Raw genomic sequence first — 13,029 nt, forward strand, 5'->3', positions numbered from 1 at the left:
TCGTGAGCGCCGCGCGCGGGAAGCGCCGCGCGACCGTCGACCCCTGGCGCCAGGCGGTGCTGGACGGCTGGGGCATGGTCAATGCCCACCGGGCCTTCGGCCACCTGCCGGTACGGCTCTACGAGCTCGATCCGCGGGTGACCCCGCCGGAGGTGTGGGTGCGCATCATCGGTTCCGGCCTCGCCTACCACCCGAAGCGTCGCGCCGAATCCGAGGAGTGGGCTTGGGTTTTCGCGCACTGCCTGCTGCACGCCGGGTTCGGGCATCTGGATCCGCGCGGCGTCGACCCTCGCGACATCCTCACCGAGATCGATCTGGCCGAGAGCCGGGCCATCGACCAGGCCGAACCGCACCCCGCGTACCGCGCCGCCTGCTGCGCGGTGGTCGACCAGTACCTGGCCACCATGAAGATCGGGCGTCGGCCGATCGAATTCCCCAGCGCGCCGAGCCTGTCCGACGAGCGTGCGGCAGCGGCGCGCTGGCGCGACAGCGCCGTCCCCGTCGAGTACCGGCGCGACGACCCGCCGGACTTCCTGATCAGCGGCGCGGTCGCGGCCGAGCACGCCGACCATCAGGGGCGCTTCGCGGCGGGCATCGCCGCCGCCGCCCGCGACGCGCTGACCGTCGCGGGCGGGGAGGCGACGCCGGAGGGTCGTCGGCCGCTGCGGGCCTGGGACGCGGCGCTGAGCTGGTTCGTGTCTTCCTATCCGCTGCTCGGCGCGCTGGCGGCCGGGATGACGCTGGTCGCCGACGCGGATCTGGCGCGCGGCTGGGACATCGCCATCGCCGCCGTCAACGCCGAGGCTGCGGAGATCTACGTCAACCCACTCGCCGGATTGACCCAGGAGGAGTGGCGTTTCGTGCTCGCGCACGAAATGCTGCACGCCGCACTGCGACACGGCGAACGCGCGGGGTGGCGCGACCCGTACCTGTTCAACATCGCCTGCGACTACGTGGTGAACGGATGGCTGGCAGAGCTCGGGGTCGGTGTCATGCCCGAGGGACTGCTCTACGACCCCGCGCTGCAAGGCTGTTCGGCCGAGGAGGTGTACGACCGCATCGCGGTGGATCTGCGGCGGCTGCGCAAGCTGGCGACGTTGCGCGGGCGCGGTCGCGGCGACGTGCTCGGCGAACCGCTGCCGCATCCCGGCGGCGCCGGGCGCTCTGTCGATCTGGACGAGTACTACCGCAACGCCCTGAGCACCGGCCTCGCCTATCACCTGAACAGCGGGCGCGGCTACGTCCCCGCCGCGCTGGAAGAGGCCATCCGCGCCATGGACCAGCCGCCGCTGCCCTGGGACGCGCAGCTGGCGCGCTGGTTCGACGAGCACGTCCCCGCCGCCGACAAGCGCCGCAGCTACGCGCGCGCCTCCCGCAGGCAGGCGGCGACGCCCGATATCCCGCGCCCCGCCTGGGTGCGGCCCGAGGAGACCGCGCGTCTGCCGACCTTCGGCGTCGTCCTCGACACGTCGGGATCGATGGATACGACGCTGCTCGGAAAAGGTTTGGGCGCCATCGCTTCCTACGCACTGGCCAGGGACGTGCCGCGCGCCAGAGTGGTCTACTGCGACGCCGCGGCCTACGACGCCGGATACCTGCCGGTCGAGGAGATCGCGTGCGGGGCGCGGGTGCGCGGCCGCGGCGGCACCGTATTGCAGCCGGGCGTGCGGCTGCTCGAACGCGCCGACGACTTTCCCGCCGACGGGCCGATCCTGATCATCACCGACGGTGCCTGCGATGTGCTGCGGGTGCGTCGTGAGCACGCCTATCTGATCCCGGCGGGCGCGTCGTTGCCGTTTCGTCCGAACGGGCCGGTCTTTCGTCTGCGGTGAGCGACGCGGGTGGGAGCTTCCGCGCTGGTTCGCCCGAACTCGGAGTCGTGAGAAAGGGCGCACTAACACCGTGTGAGATGCGAGCATGGAAGGGCTGTCTCACGATCGCCGCGGCGAAAGGTGGTGGGGTGTGGCCGAGTTCGTGCAGGAATACGCCGCATTGCGGTGGGCGGTGGTGGCGGCGTTCTTGGCGGCGTCCGCGGTCGTGGTGCTGCGGTTGGCCGGATCGGTTCTCGGCCGAGACCGAGCGGTCGATCACTGTTCAGGCGCGACGGGGCCGGACGCCGCGCCGCTCGGGCTCGCCGCCGCGCCATCGTCCGCGAATCAGCTTTCGGCCCTGTCACTTTCACCGACGATTCGCGCGAACCCTCAGGAATCGGATGCCGCTCATCTGGTCATGTGCCTGATCATGCTCGCGATGCTGATCTTTCCGGCCGGTGCGAACCCGCACGCAGTGCGCGGCGTGCTGATCGCCATGATGGTCGTGTTCGGTGCGCTGCTGGTGAGCCGGATCGTGGAATGGCGCGCGGCTCGTGGCGCGGTGGCGGCGGGACAGGTCTTCGCGATCGGGTATCACGCGATCGCCGCGGCGGCCATGCTCTACGCGATGTCCGGCCATTCGGGCGGCGGTCACACGGGTCCCGCGCCGCTCGCGGCCCTCGCGCTCGCCGCGCTCTTCCTGGCGGACGCGGCCGCGGTGCTGTGCCTGCGCGGCGGCGGATGGCACCGGCTCGCGCACCCGGTCGGTGGCGGCTCGGCGGCCGTGGCGCCGCATGTGGTGATGGATCTCGGCACGGCGTACATGCTGGTCGCCGCCGTGCTGGGCGGAAACGCCGCGCTCCGGTGAGACGCCGTTAGCGGGGAACGCGCCGCTCGGAGCGACGGCGCCCGGCCGGGTCGCGATCAGAGCTCGACGACGGTGTCGGCGACGACCCGTCCGCCCAGGCGCACCCAGCCGTCGGAGTCCCACTCGGTGAACAACTGCGAGCCCTGACCCTGGGTGATGATCAGGCTGCGGCGCAGCAGTGCGGTGAGCGCGACGGCCGCCGCGCCGGTGGCTTCGTCCTCGGCGATACCCATGGTGGGGGCGAACATTCGCGACCGCACCGTCGCACGGTGCTCCTCGGTCCAGCACCACAGGTAGTGCGGTCCACCGGGGAACTCGTCGGGCCGCACCGTCTCCAGTTCGTCGACGCTGTCGAGCTGATGGAAGGTGAAGTCCGGCGTCCATTCGCCGCGGGCCTTGATCCACGTCATGCCCTCGGCCAGCTCGACAGCCACCGGACCGGCGGGCAGGTCGAGCACTCGCACCGGGATGCCCTGTTCGGCGAACCACCACGCGGTGCCGACCGACGGATGTCCGGCGAACGGGAGTTCGACGACCGGGGTATAGATCCGCACGCGGGCTATCTCGTCGACCGGATCCTCGACGACCACCGTCTCGCTGTACCCGGCCCGTGCCGCGAGGGCCTGCGCGTCGACGTCGCCGACGTCTTTCGCACGGGCGATGCCCAGTTGATTGCCGAGGCGTCCGGTCGCATCCGTGAATACGCGCACCACCTCGACCCGTGTGCCCATGGCTTCCGGTTCATCCTGTGTGCCCATGCACGCGAGCCTACCGGCTCTCACCGCTGGCTACTTGCTAGCAAATGTAGCCTTGGTCACTCTTCGGAGCGTCCGCCGAGGTGGCGAAACGACGGCGGTCCCGTCCGATGTGGACGGGACCGCCGGGTTGTCGCCGCGTCAGACCGACGCGGCGGCGAGCGTCTCGGTGGACTGCACGGCCTGACCGACGCCCGCCACGATAGCGGCGGCGCGCAGCGACTCGAAGATCACCTCGCGAGAGACACCGGCCTCACGCAGGGTGTGCTCGTGCGCCTCCAGGCAGTGGGCGCACCCGTTGATCGAGGAGACCGCGAAGGACCACAGCTCGAAATCGGCCTTGTCGACGCCGGGGTTGCCGATGATCTGCATGCGCAGACCGGCCCGCAGGTCGTCGTAGCGGCCGCCGAGGAACGCCTTGCCCCGATAGAACACGTTGTTCATGCCCATGATCGAGGCGGCGCCGAGCGCGGCGTTGTACGCCTCCGCCGACAGGACGTCGGCGGCCTCCTCGGCGATCTCGCGCAGGGTGGTCGCCGACCGGGTCGCGGCCGCCGACGCGAGCAGGGTGCCCCACAGCTGCTGTTCGTTCAGCACGGTGGTGCGCGAGATCGATGACAAGTTGAGCTTGAGGTCCTTGGCGTACTCGGGGAGGGAGTTCTTCAGGTTCTCAATGCTCATTCGACGCTTCCTCTGTGTGGATCGGGCCCCGCGCGCGGGGGACGTTCTCGATGACGCTCCCCGCAGGCGCGGGGATCGGGATCAGTTGGGGGACGGGTGTTCCGAATCAGACGCTGGCGGCGAGGAGCTCGCCGGCGTTGATGGTCGGATCGCCCTTCTTCCAGTTGCAGGCGCACAGCTCGTCGGACTGCAGCGCGTCGAGCACGCGCAGCACCTCGTCGACGTTGCGGCCGACGGAACCCGCGGTGACCGAGACGAACTGAATCTCGTTGTTCGGGTCGACGATGAAGGTCGCGCGGTCGGCGACGCCGTCGGCATTGAGCACGCCGGTGGCGGCGGCCAGCTCACGCTTGAGGTCGGACAGGATCGGGAACGGGAGGGTCTTGAGGTCCTCGTGCTGCGCGCGCCACTGGAAGTGGACGAACTCGTTGTCCACCGAGGCGCCGAGCACCTGGGCGTCGCGGTCGGCGAACTCGTCGTTCAGCTTGCCGAACGCGGCGATCTCGGTCGGGCAGACGAAGGTGAAGTCCTTCGGCCAGAAGAAGACGATCCGCCACTTGCCCGCGTGGTCGTCGCTGGTGACCTGGGTGAAGTAGTCGTCAGGCTGCTGAGCGTCGACCTTCGACAGGTCACCGCCGATGACCGCGGTGAGGTTGTATGCCGGGAACTGGTCGCCGATGGTCAGCAGGGCCATGCTTTGTCTCCTCGTCCTTTGTGGGGTTTGGGCGTGCGGAAGTTCTGCTGTGATCTTGCCTAAAGGCCGGTGAAAAGGTAAAGGTGATCAGTCGCACTAAACTGATAGGCGTGACTGATCAGACTTATCAGCCGACACTCTCGCAGCTGCGTGCGTTCGTTGCGATCGCGGAGTACCGGCACTTCGGTACCGCGGCCGCCCGGCTCAATGTGAGCCAGCCCACGTTATCGCAAGCATTGGCCGCGCTCGAAAACGGACTGGGGCTGCAGCTGATCGAGCGCAGCACGCGTCGGGTCCTGGTCACCGCGGCCGGAATGCGCCTGCTGCCGAAGGCGATGGCGACGCTCGAGGCGGCGGATCGCTTCCTGGCCTCGGCCACCGGCGACGGGCTCGGCGGCACGCTGCGGATGGGGATCATCCCGACCGTCGCGCCGTACGTACTGCCCCGATTGCTGCCCGAGCTGTTCAAGCGACTGCCCGCGCTGGTGCCGCAGGTGGTCGAGGATCAGACCGCGCGCCTGCTGGAGGGGCTGCGCACCGGCGTGCTCGATGTCGCGCTGCTCGCGTTGCCCACCGAGAATTCGGGTCTGGTGGAGATTCCGCTCTACACCGAGGAATTCGTGCTGGTGACCCCGCGCGGGCACGAACTCGCGGGCCGCAAGGACATCGCGCCTGCGGTACTCGGCTCGCTGCCCCTGCTGCTGCTCGACGAGGGGCACTGCCTGCGCGACCAGACCCTCGACCTGTGCCGCTCGGTCGACGTCCATCCCGGCGCCGTCGGCGACACCCGCGCCGCCTCGCTCGCCACCGTGGTGCAGTGCGTGGCGGGCGGACTCGGCGTCACGCTCATCCCCGAAATGGCCGTCGCCGCCGAAACCGCAAGGGGCACACTGGAAACCGCCCGCTTCGCCGACCCGGCCCCCGGCCGCACCATCGGCCTCGCCTTCCGCGCCTCCAGCGCCCGCAGCGAAGACTACGAATACCTCGCCGCCATCATCCGCGCGCAGCGGCCGATGTGAGGGATTCCCAGCGGTGCGGGCATTGACCGCCAGGCGTGGTGGCTGAGACGCTCGGCGGGTGCGGATTCACCACCTGAACTGCGGGTCGATGACGTTGGGCATGGTCGACCACTGCCTGTTGATCGAGACGGACACCGGGCTGGTCCTGGTCGACACCGGCTATGGCCTGGAGTGCGTGCGGGATCCCGGGCGGATGATGGGGCCCGCGCGATTCTCGTTGGGCGCCAAGCTGCTCGAACGGGAGACGGCCGTCCGGCAGATCCAGGCGCTCGGCTACGACCCGGCCGACGTCCGCGATATCGTGCTCACCCACCTGGATCTGGACCACGCGGGCGGGCTGGCCGACTTCCCGGACGCGACGGTGCATGTGCACGGCCCGGAACTGCGCGCGGCGACCTCCGCGAAGGGCTTGTTCGACAAGTTGCGCTACCAGCCCGCTCAGTGGGCGCACCGGCCGAAGTGGCTGACCAACGAGATCGACGGCGGCGCAGAGTGGTTCGGCTTCCGCGCGGTCCGCGATCTGCCCGGCCTGCCGCCGGAGATTCTCGTCGTCCCCCTGTACGGCCACACCGAGGGGCACGTGGGCGTGGCGGTCGACACCGGCGACGGCTGGTTGCTGCACGCGGGCGACGCCTTCTACGTCGGCAGCGAGGTCGATCCGGTGCACCCGCGGACCCCGTTGATCTGGCAGCTCCTGGAGCTGCGTTCGCTGGGGTCGAGCGACTTCCGGGAGAACCGCGAACGGCTCCTCGAACTCAATCGGGTGCACGGCGGCGAGATCACCGTCTTCTCGTCGCACGATGCTGACGCCTTCGCCCGGCTCGCTGGGCGGGGCTGACACCGGTCCGTCCCTGCCGCGGAGCCGGGTCCGCGCCGCCGCCGACGATGCGGCACAGTTGGTGGGGACGGCGGAGAGGAGCTGTGGTGGACGGTGTCGGTGGTCATCCCGCTGGACGCTTAGCGCGGGTGTCCGTGTCCGAGCACGCGCTCTTCGTCTACGGCACCTTGCAATTTCCCGAGGTCTTGCGCGAGCTGCTCGGCCGGTGCCCTGACCTGTCACCCGCCGAGTTGACCGGATGGCGCGCGGCCGCGCTGCCCGGCCGGGTGTATCCGGGCTTGGTACCGGATGGGCGAGCGACGGTGCGCGGCGTGCTGCTCTTCGGCTTGAGCGCGGGGGAGTGGGCGGTGCTGGACGCCTTCGAGGACGACGAATACGACTTGCGCCCAGTGGATTTCGGTGCAGAACGGGTCGACGACCTGCTGCGCCCCCACCCGGAGAGTTCCGAGGGCTGCGCGTTTGTCGCGTCATGCGCGGTGTGGACGTACGTGTGGACCGCCGAGGCGACCTCGGTGGAGTGGCGGGCCGAGGCGTTCGCCGCCGAGCACTTGAGCGCGTTCACCCTGCGGTGCGCGGGCTGGCGACGGTCGCTCGACCCGACGGGTTGCGATTCCTAGACGACCGGTCGTATATTTCTCGCATGGCACGACCGCGACGCAGTGACGACACCCGTCAGCTCCTGGTGGAGGAGGGCGCCGCGGGATTCCTGGCCAACGGCTATCACGGCACCGGCATCAAGCAGGTGCTCGACGCGGTCGGCGTGCCGAAAGGCTCGTTCTACAACTACTTCGACAGCAAGGAGAGCTTCGGGCAGGCGGTCATCGACTACCACTCCCGCTGCATCCAGCGGAATCTCGCCGAAGCGCTCGGGCCCGCACCGGATCCGGTGACCGGACTGCGGGCGTTCTTCGCCAAGCAGATGGGCGAGTTCGTCGAATCCGATTACACCGGTGGGTGTTTGATCGCCAACCTGGGCGGCGAGCTGGAGGGCAGCGAGACGCTGCGCGAATCGCTGTCCGGCGCGTTCCGCACGTGGCGCGACGGTGTGGCCGAGGCGCTGCACGAGGCGCAGGAACTCGGCCTGGTGCGCGGCGACATCGAGGCCGAGGAACTCGCCGACCTGCTGGTCGAGTCGTGGGAGGGGTCGGTCATCCGGATGAAGGTCGATCGCTCGCTGGAACCGCTGCACAAGTGTCTGCGGCGCCTCCTGGACGACTATTTCCGCCCCTGAACTCCGCTGCCCGCTTCGGCGGGCCGCTTCGTACCCATTCCAAGACGACCGGTCGTATCAAAGAGAAGGGAAACAACATGTCAGCGAAAACGGTCATCGTGACCGGATCCTCCAGCGGGATCGGTCGCGATGTCGCCAGGGCGCTGGTCGCCCGCGGCGACAACGTGGTGATCAACGGGCGCGATCCGGACAAGCTCGCCGCCGTCGCCGCCGAGCTCGACGCCCCCGAAAGGGTCGGCAAGGTGGTCGGCGACATCGGCTCCGCCGCAACGGGTTCCGCGCTGGTGCGGGCCGCGGTCGAGCGGTTCGGCCGGGTGGACGTACTGGTGAACAACGCCGGGATCTTCGGCGCCAAGCCGTTCGTCGACGTCACCGAAGCGGAGCTGGACAGCTACCTGAACGGCAACCTCAAGGGCACCTACTTCACCACCCAGGCGGTGGTACGCAGGATGCGAGAGCAAGGCGGCGGCGGGAGCATCGTGAACATCGGCACCGTGCTGATCAACCACGCGCTCGCCGGGTTGCCCGCGTCCGCCGCGCTGGTCAGCAAGGGCGGCGTGCACGCGCTCACCACGAGCCTGGCGGCCGAACTCGCCGCCGAGGGCATTCGGGTGAACCTCGTCGCGCCGGGCATCATTCGCACCCCGTTGCACGGCGACGGCGACGAAAAAGCCTCGGGCCGTTTGGCTTTGCTCAACCGTATCGGCGAGGTCACCGAAACCACCGCGGCCGTCCTCTATCTGGCGGACGCCGAATTCACCACAGGTCACATCTTCCCCGTCGACGGCGGGTTCATCTCCGGGAGGGCAGCGTAATGCCGTACGTCAACATCAAGGTCACCGACGAAGGCGTCACCGTCGAGCAGAAGACTCAGCTCATCAAGGGCGTCACCGACCTGCTGCGGGATGTGCTCGGCAAGGATCCGGCGAGCACGTTCGTGGTGATCGACGAAGTGGCGCTGACCGATTGGGGCGTCGGCGGGATGAACGTGGCGGACTGGCGCGCACGGAATTCCTGAGCGCGGGCGCCCGGCGCGCGTGTGGTCGGACCGCGGTTCCGGCCACACGCGCGCCGGGCGTCGGCGTATCCCGGTGTGCCGGAGGAAAGCGGCGGCACGGTGAGCGGATCAGGCACAGAATAGGACACTGAGTTGCGTTCGGGAGGGGCTCCGCGATCTCTCAGTGTCAGTGCACAATCCAGCTCGACGGAGGGGAGCTGCGATGCCATCGCTTTTGCAAATCACCACCCATTTCTTTCTTCAGGTCGCGGTCATCCTGGCGACCTACCGCCTGCTCTGGCCGGTGTTCCGTCGGTTGGGTCAGGTACAGGTGGTGGCCATCATGGTCGCCGGATTCGTTCTCGGACCGTCGATTCTGGGCCTGATCTGGCCCTCGGCGCAGGAATGGCTGTTCCCGGCCAAGCTCGCGGTGGGAGGCGCGAGCATCACGCACCCGAACCTGACCGCGATCTACGTCGTCGGCCAGCTCGGCCTGGTGCTCTACATGTTCCTGGTCGGCGCTTCGTTCAAGCTGGACATTCTGTCCTCGCATCTGCGCAAGGCGGGCGCCACCTCGACCGCGGGCGTGGCCGTGCCGCTGGCGCTCGGCGGCGCGCTCGGCTGGTGGATGGTCGGCGCGGGCGGATATTTCACCGACAAGGTGGAGCCTTGGCAGGGCGGGCTTTTCGTGGCGGCGGCCGTCGCCATCACCGCGTTCCCGATGCTGGCATGGATCATCTACGACTCGGGTCTGCTGAACACGCGCCTCGGCACCATGTCGCTGGCCTGCGCCGCCGTCGACGACGCGTGCGCGTGGGTCCTGCTGGCCACCGTCGTCGCCACCACCAAGGACAGCATGAACGGCGCGCTGCTCGCTATCGGCGGCGGACTGGCCTACCTGCTGTTCATGGTGTTCGTCGCGCGGCGCTTCCTGGCCAAGCTCGAGACCTGGCAGCCCAAGCGCGGCGACACCGAGCGCGCGGGCGGGCTGCCGATCGCGCAACTGTCGATCGTGCTGCTGGTGGTGCTGCTGGCCAGCTGGTTCACCGACTGGTGCGGGATCTACTCGGTATTCGGCGCGTTCGTCGCGGGCGCTGTGATGCCGCGCGGCAAGCTGCTCGACGCCATCCGGGAGCGTTTCGAGCCGCTGGTGGCCTACCTGCTGCTGCCCGCGTTCTTCATCTACTCCGGCCTCAACACCCAGCTCAGCCTGATCTTCGAGCCGGAGGTCCTGCTCGTCGCGGCCATCGTGCTGATCGTCTCGTTCGCGGGCAAGTTCGGCGCGGTCGGGCTCGCGGCGCGCTGGCAGGGCATGAGCAGGCGCGAGGCCGCCTCGATGGGCGCGCTGGCCAATGCCCGCGGGCTGATGGAGCTGATTCTGTTGAATATCGGCCTGAGCGCGGGGCTGATCAGCGGCGAGCTCTACACGATCCTGGCGCTGATGACGATCATCACCACGTTCGTGGCGACGCCGGTGCAGCGGATCTTCGAGCGCGGCGCGTGGAAGGCGGGTCTGGTCTTCGGACCGGACGGTGAGCAGCCGAAACCGGAGACGGCGGGCAAGGAGCCGGGCGGTGAGCCGGAGCGCTCCGGCGATCCCGCACCCGTCACCACCTGAGCGCCGGCACCGTTTCGGTACTCGCCCGGCTGACCGCCGAGCGCGGAAAGACGAATCGCACCGGCGCCGAGGAAGTCGAAAATCCTTGGCGCCGATGCGATTCGGCGTATTTCGGGAGCCTAGTGCTCCGCGCGCAGCGCGTGCGGCTCGATGGCGCCGCGCACCAGCGCGCGACCGTCGATGGTCTCCGCGCGGTAGGGCAGGGTGGCCAAGCGGTCGACCATGCCGGGCACCGGATCCCCGATCGAGTCGACCAGACCGAACAGGAACGACCACTCGTGCTCGTCGCTGCCGTAGTGCACGACCGTGCCGAACTGCTCGTGGAAACGCTTCCAGGACCGCTCGAGGGTCTCGTTGCGCCACATCGTCGCGCAACCGGCTTGCGCGCTGAGCACGCCGCCCGGGGCGAGCAGCGCTCGACATCGGGACAGGAACTCCGACTCGTAGAGCCGGTTGTGCTGCGCGTCCTCGACCCGCTCGTCGGGCAGATCGATCACGATGACGTCGTAGCGAGTGCCCGCCTGCTGGGCGTTGGCCAGGAAGTCCCAGCCGTCGGCGTAGTGCACCGTGACCGGGCCCTCGCCCGCGACCGCCGCGGCGAGCTCCTCGGTGGTGTAGCCGTAGGGCAGGTGCTCGGCGCACAGCTCGACCTCGAGCTGGTCGATGTCGACATGGTCGACGTGGGTGGCACCCGCGGCCACCGACATCTGGCTCGCGACGCCCTCGCCGGAGCCGATGATCAGCACTTTGTCCAGCTTCTCGGCCAGCACGAAGGCGGGCACCATCATCGCCTCGTGGTAGGTCAGCTGGGAGAATTCGGTCGACTGGCGGTCGTCGTCGGAGAACAGGCTGATGCCCTGTTCGGTGCGCGCGATGACCATGTGCTGGAACGGAGTATGGGTGTCGACGATCACATCGTGCAGATCCCAGATCCGGGTCAGGCCCGCGCCGACCGGCTCCTCGATCTTCTGCGCGCCGTGCCCGCGCTGAATGACCTTCATGCGAACGTCTTTGGGGGACAGCTTATCCCGCAGCATCTCGACGGCCTTCGTCGCGCCCGCGCCGATGCTGCCGCAGGTGAAGACGTCGACGAAGATGTCGCCGGACTCCGGATAAGTGTGAATCGAGGCGTGGGACTCCGACAACAGCGCGAGGACGGTCACCCCCTGCGGATCGAACTTCTTGTGAACGACATCGCAGATGGTGACGCCCGCCGCGATCAGAGACTCACGCAACGCCGATTCGAGTCGTTCGAGATCGTCGCAGAGATCTGCGTCGACACCACCGAACTCGGCCAGCACGTGCCAGCCGGTGAATTCCGCCGTCATAGGCAAACTCACTCTCGCTCAGCGCCCGAGACATGAACGGTCAAGGGCGGAAAACCATTGAAGGACACCGACGAATAGCTCGCGGTATAGGCGCCGGTGTCGAGGATCGTGACGCGATCACCGGCTCGCAACGTGGTCGGCAGAAGGACCCGTGTGCGTTGATACAGTACATCGTCGCCGTCGCAGGTTGGACCGGCGACCACCGCCTCGTCGACGGGGTCTCCGTCGCGTTCGGTGACGAACCGGTAGGCGATGTACTCGTTCTCCGTCTCGGCCATTCCGTTGTAACGGCCGATGTCGAGATACACCCAGCGCCGTCCGTCCGGCGCGATTCGAACGCCGACGACCTCGGCGTGAATGGTGCCCGCGTTGCCGACCAGCGCGCGACCGGGCTCGACGACCAGTCCGGCAGTCTCGGGCAGGAATTCGGCGGCCGCGGCGTTGACGACCGCGGCGATCTCGCCGAGCGCGGGGGCGGCCTCGGCGTAGGAGATCGGCAGCCCACCGCCGATGTTCACCGAGGTGATGTGAATGTCCTTGGCGGCCAACGCTTCCGCGATCTCACCGGCTTGCTGGATGCCGATCCGCCACGCCGCGGGATCCAGTTGCTGAGAGCCGACGTGGAAGTAGGGCCCGGCCACGACCAGCCCGAGATCGCGGGCGCGCACCAGCAGCCGCAGCGCCTCGGCGGGCGCGCAGCCGAACTTGGTGCCGAACGGGGTGCGCGACTCCGGGGCCGAGGCCAGGAACCGGCACTCGACCTCCGAACCGGGGGCGTGCTCGACGATGCGCAGCAGATCGTCCTCGGTGTCGAAGGCGAAGCGGCGCACCCCCGCGGCGTAGGCGCGGGCGATGTCGGCGGCCTTCTTGATGGGGTTGCCGTAGCAGAGTTTGTCCGGCGCCACCCCGAGGCCGAGGCACAGGTCGATCTCGCCGATGCTCGCCACGTCGAATTCCGCGCCCTCGGCATCGAGCAGGGTGATCAGCTCCGGCACCGGGCTTGCCTTCACCGCGAAGCGAATGCGGGCCTTGTCCCCTCGGACGGCGACAGCGGCGTCGAGCGCACGGTAATTTTCGCGAACTCGCTCGGAGTGGATGACAAGGTACGGAGATTCGGGCATAGTTGATCTTTCGCGTGGGCAGCAGCGGAGAGAGTATCAGCGGCCCCTACCCAGATACGAATCCGTCG

Annotated in this window: 14 protein-coding genes; 9 read left to right on the top strand and 5 right to left on the bottom strand. The window is 68.7% G+C overall.

Going from position 1 to position 13,029, the window contains the following annotated elements:
- The first annotated feature begins 2 nt into the window (after positions 1-2).
- Positions 3-1,832, top strand: coding sequence for a vWA domain-containing protein (locus AC3EO7_RS26755; RefSeq protein WP_435592716.1), 1,830 nt, complete (start codon positions 3-5; stop codon positions 1,830-1,832).
- A 130-nt stretch (positions 1,833-1,962) separates the two neighbouring features.
- The gene (locus AC3EO7_RS26760; RefSeq protein WP_435592717.1) at positions 1,963-2,679 is read left to right on the top strand and encodes a DUF5134 domain-containing protein; all 717 of its coding nucleotides are present in this window, start codon (positions 1,963-1,965) and stop codon (positions 2,677-2,679) included.
- A gap of 56 nt (positions 2,680-2,735) precedes the next feature.
- Here the strand turns inward: AC3EO7_RS26760 and AC3EO7_RS26765 are convergent, their stop codons facing one another.
- The 3 genes from AC3EO7_RS26765 to AC3EO7_RS26775 form a co-directional block, all read right to left on the bottom strand.
- Positions 2,736-3,410, bottom strand: coding sequence for a PhzF family phenazine biosynthesis protein (locus AC3EO7_RS26765; RefSeq protein ID WP_431970985.1), 675 nt, complete (start codon positions 3,408-3,410; stop codon positions 2,736-2,738).
- A 165-nt stretch (positions 3,411-3,575) separates the two neighbouring features.
- Positions 3,576-4,115, bottom strand: coding sequence for an alkylhydroperoxidase, AhpD family (gene ahpD / locus AC3EO7_RS26770; protein ID WP_431970848.1), 540 nt, complete (start codon positions 4,113-4,115; stop codon positions 3,576-3,578).
- A gap of 106 nt (positions 4,116-4,221) precedes the next feature.
- Complete coding sequence (locus AC3EO7_RS26775; protein WP_431970849.1) at positions 4,222-4,809, bottom strand: peroxiredoxin; 588 nt, start codon at positions 4,807-4,809, stop codon at positions 4,222-4,224.
- 110 nt (positions 4,810-4,919) lie between these two features.
- Between AC3EO7_RS26775 and AC3EO7_RS26780 the strand changes: the two genes are divergently transcribed.
- From AC3EO7_RS26780 to AC3EO7_RS26810, 7 genes are all read left to right on the top strand, one after another.
- On the top strand, positions 4,920-5,828 hold the full coding sequence (locus AC3EO7_RS26780) for a hydrogen peroxide-inducible genes activator (RefSeq protein ID WP_431970850.1): 909 nt from the start codon (positions 4,920-4,922) through the stop codon (positions 5,826-5,828).
- A 58-nt stretch (positions 5,829-5,886) separates the two neighbouring features.
- Complete coding sequence (locus AC3EO7_RS26785) at positions 5,887-6,666, top strand: MBL fold metallo-hydrolase (RefSeq protein ID WP_435592718.1); 780 nt, start codon at positions 5,887-5,889, stop codon at positions 6,664-6,666.
- Between the two features lie 128 nt (positions 6,667-6,794).
- Positions 6,795-7,283, top strand: coding sequence for a gamma-glutamylcyclotransferase family protein (locus tag AC3EO7_RS26790; protein WP_431970852.1), 489 nt, complete (start codon positions 6,795-6,797; stop codon positions 7,281-7,283).
- Between the two features lie 23 nt (positions 7,284-7,306).
- Positions 7,307-7,897, top strand: coding sequence for a TetR/AcrR family transcriptional regulator (locus tag AC3EO7_RS26795; protein WP_435592719.1), 591 nt, complete (start codon positions 7,307-7,309; stop codon positions 7,895-7,897).
- Between the two features lie 77 nt (positions 7,898-7,974).
- A complete protein-coding gene (locus AC3EO7_RS26800; RefSeq protein WP_435592720.1) occupies positions 7,975-8,712 on the top strand; it encodes an SDR family NAD(P)-dependent oxidoreductase in 738 nt (245 codons plus the stop codon).
- Positions 8,712-8,915 carry a tautomerase family protein gene (locus tag AC3EO7_RS26805; protein ID WP_431970855.1) on the top strand — a complete coding sequence of 68 codons (204 nt, stop codon included), beginning with the start codon at positions 8,712-8,714 and terminating at the stop codon, positions 8,913-8,915. The genes AC3EO7_RS26800 and AC3EO7_RS26805 overlap by 1 nt, the downstream gene beginning before the upstream one ends.
- 202 nt (positions 8,916-9,117) lie before the next feature.
- Entirely contained in the window at positions 9,118-10,512 is a 1,395-nt protein-coding gene (locus AC3EO7_RS26810; RefSeq protein WP_431970856.1) for a cation:proton antiporter, read from the top strand.
- A gap of 119 nt (positions 10,513-10,631) precedes the next feature.
- On the opposite strand, the gene speD is transcribed toward AC3EO7_RS26810, so the two are convergent.
- A complete protein-coding gene (gene speD, locus AC3EO7_RS26815) occupies positions 10,632-11,840 on the bottom strand; it encodes an adenosylmethionine decarboxylase (RefSeq protein ID WP_431970857.1) in 1,209 nt (402 codons plus the stop codon).
- Positions 11,841-11,848: 8 nt separating this feature from the next.
- Complete coding sequence (locus tag AC3EO7_RS26820) at positions 11,849-12,961, bottom strand: type III PLP-dependent enzyme (protein ID WP_435592721.1); 1,113 nt, start codon at positions 12,959-12,961, stop codon at positions 11,849-11,851.
- Positions 12,962-13,029 lie beyond the last annotated feature (68 nt).

The sequence above is a fragment of the Nocardia sp. bgisy118 genome, assembly GCF_057708605.1.

Coding starts and splice junctions, on each gene's coding strand:
- ahpD (WP_431970848.1), bottom strand. CDS start 4,115: ATGAGCATTGAGAACCTGAAGAACTCCCTCCCCGAGTACGCCAAGGAC.
- AC3EO7_RS26795 (WP_435592719.1), top strand. CDS start 7,307: ATGGCACGACCGCGACGCAGTGACGACACCCGTCAGCTCCTGGTGGAG.
- AC3EO7_RS26765 (WP_431970985.1), bottom strand. CDS start 3,410: ATGGGCACACGGGTCGAGGTGGTGCGCGTATTCACGGATGCGACCGGA.
- AC3EO7_RS26775 (WP_431970849.1), bottom strand. CDS start 4,809: ATGGCCCTGCTGACCATCGGCGACCAGTTCCCGGCATACAACCTCACC.
- AC3EO7_RS26805 (WP_431970855.1), top strand. CDS start 8,712: ATGCCGTACGTCAACATCAAGGTCACCGACGAAGGCGTCACCGTCGAG.
- AC3EO7_RS26810 (WP_431970856.1), top strand. CDS start 9,118: ATGCCATCGCTTTTGCAAATCACCACCCATTTCTTTCTTCAGGTCGCG.
- AC3EO7_RS26800 (WP_435592720.1), top strand. CDS start 7,975: ATGTCAGCGAAAACGGTCATCGTGACCGGATCCTCCAGCGGGATCGGT.
- speD (WP_431970857.1), bottom strand. CDS start 11,840: ATGACGGCGGAATTCACCGGCTGGCACGTGCTGGCCGAGTTCGGTGGT.
- AC3EO7_RS26820 (WP_435592721.1), bottom strand. CDS start 12,961: ATGCCCGAATCTCCGTACCTTGTCATCCACTCCGAGCGAGTTCGCGAA.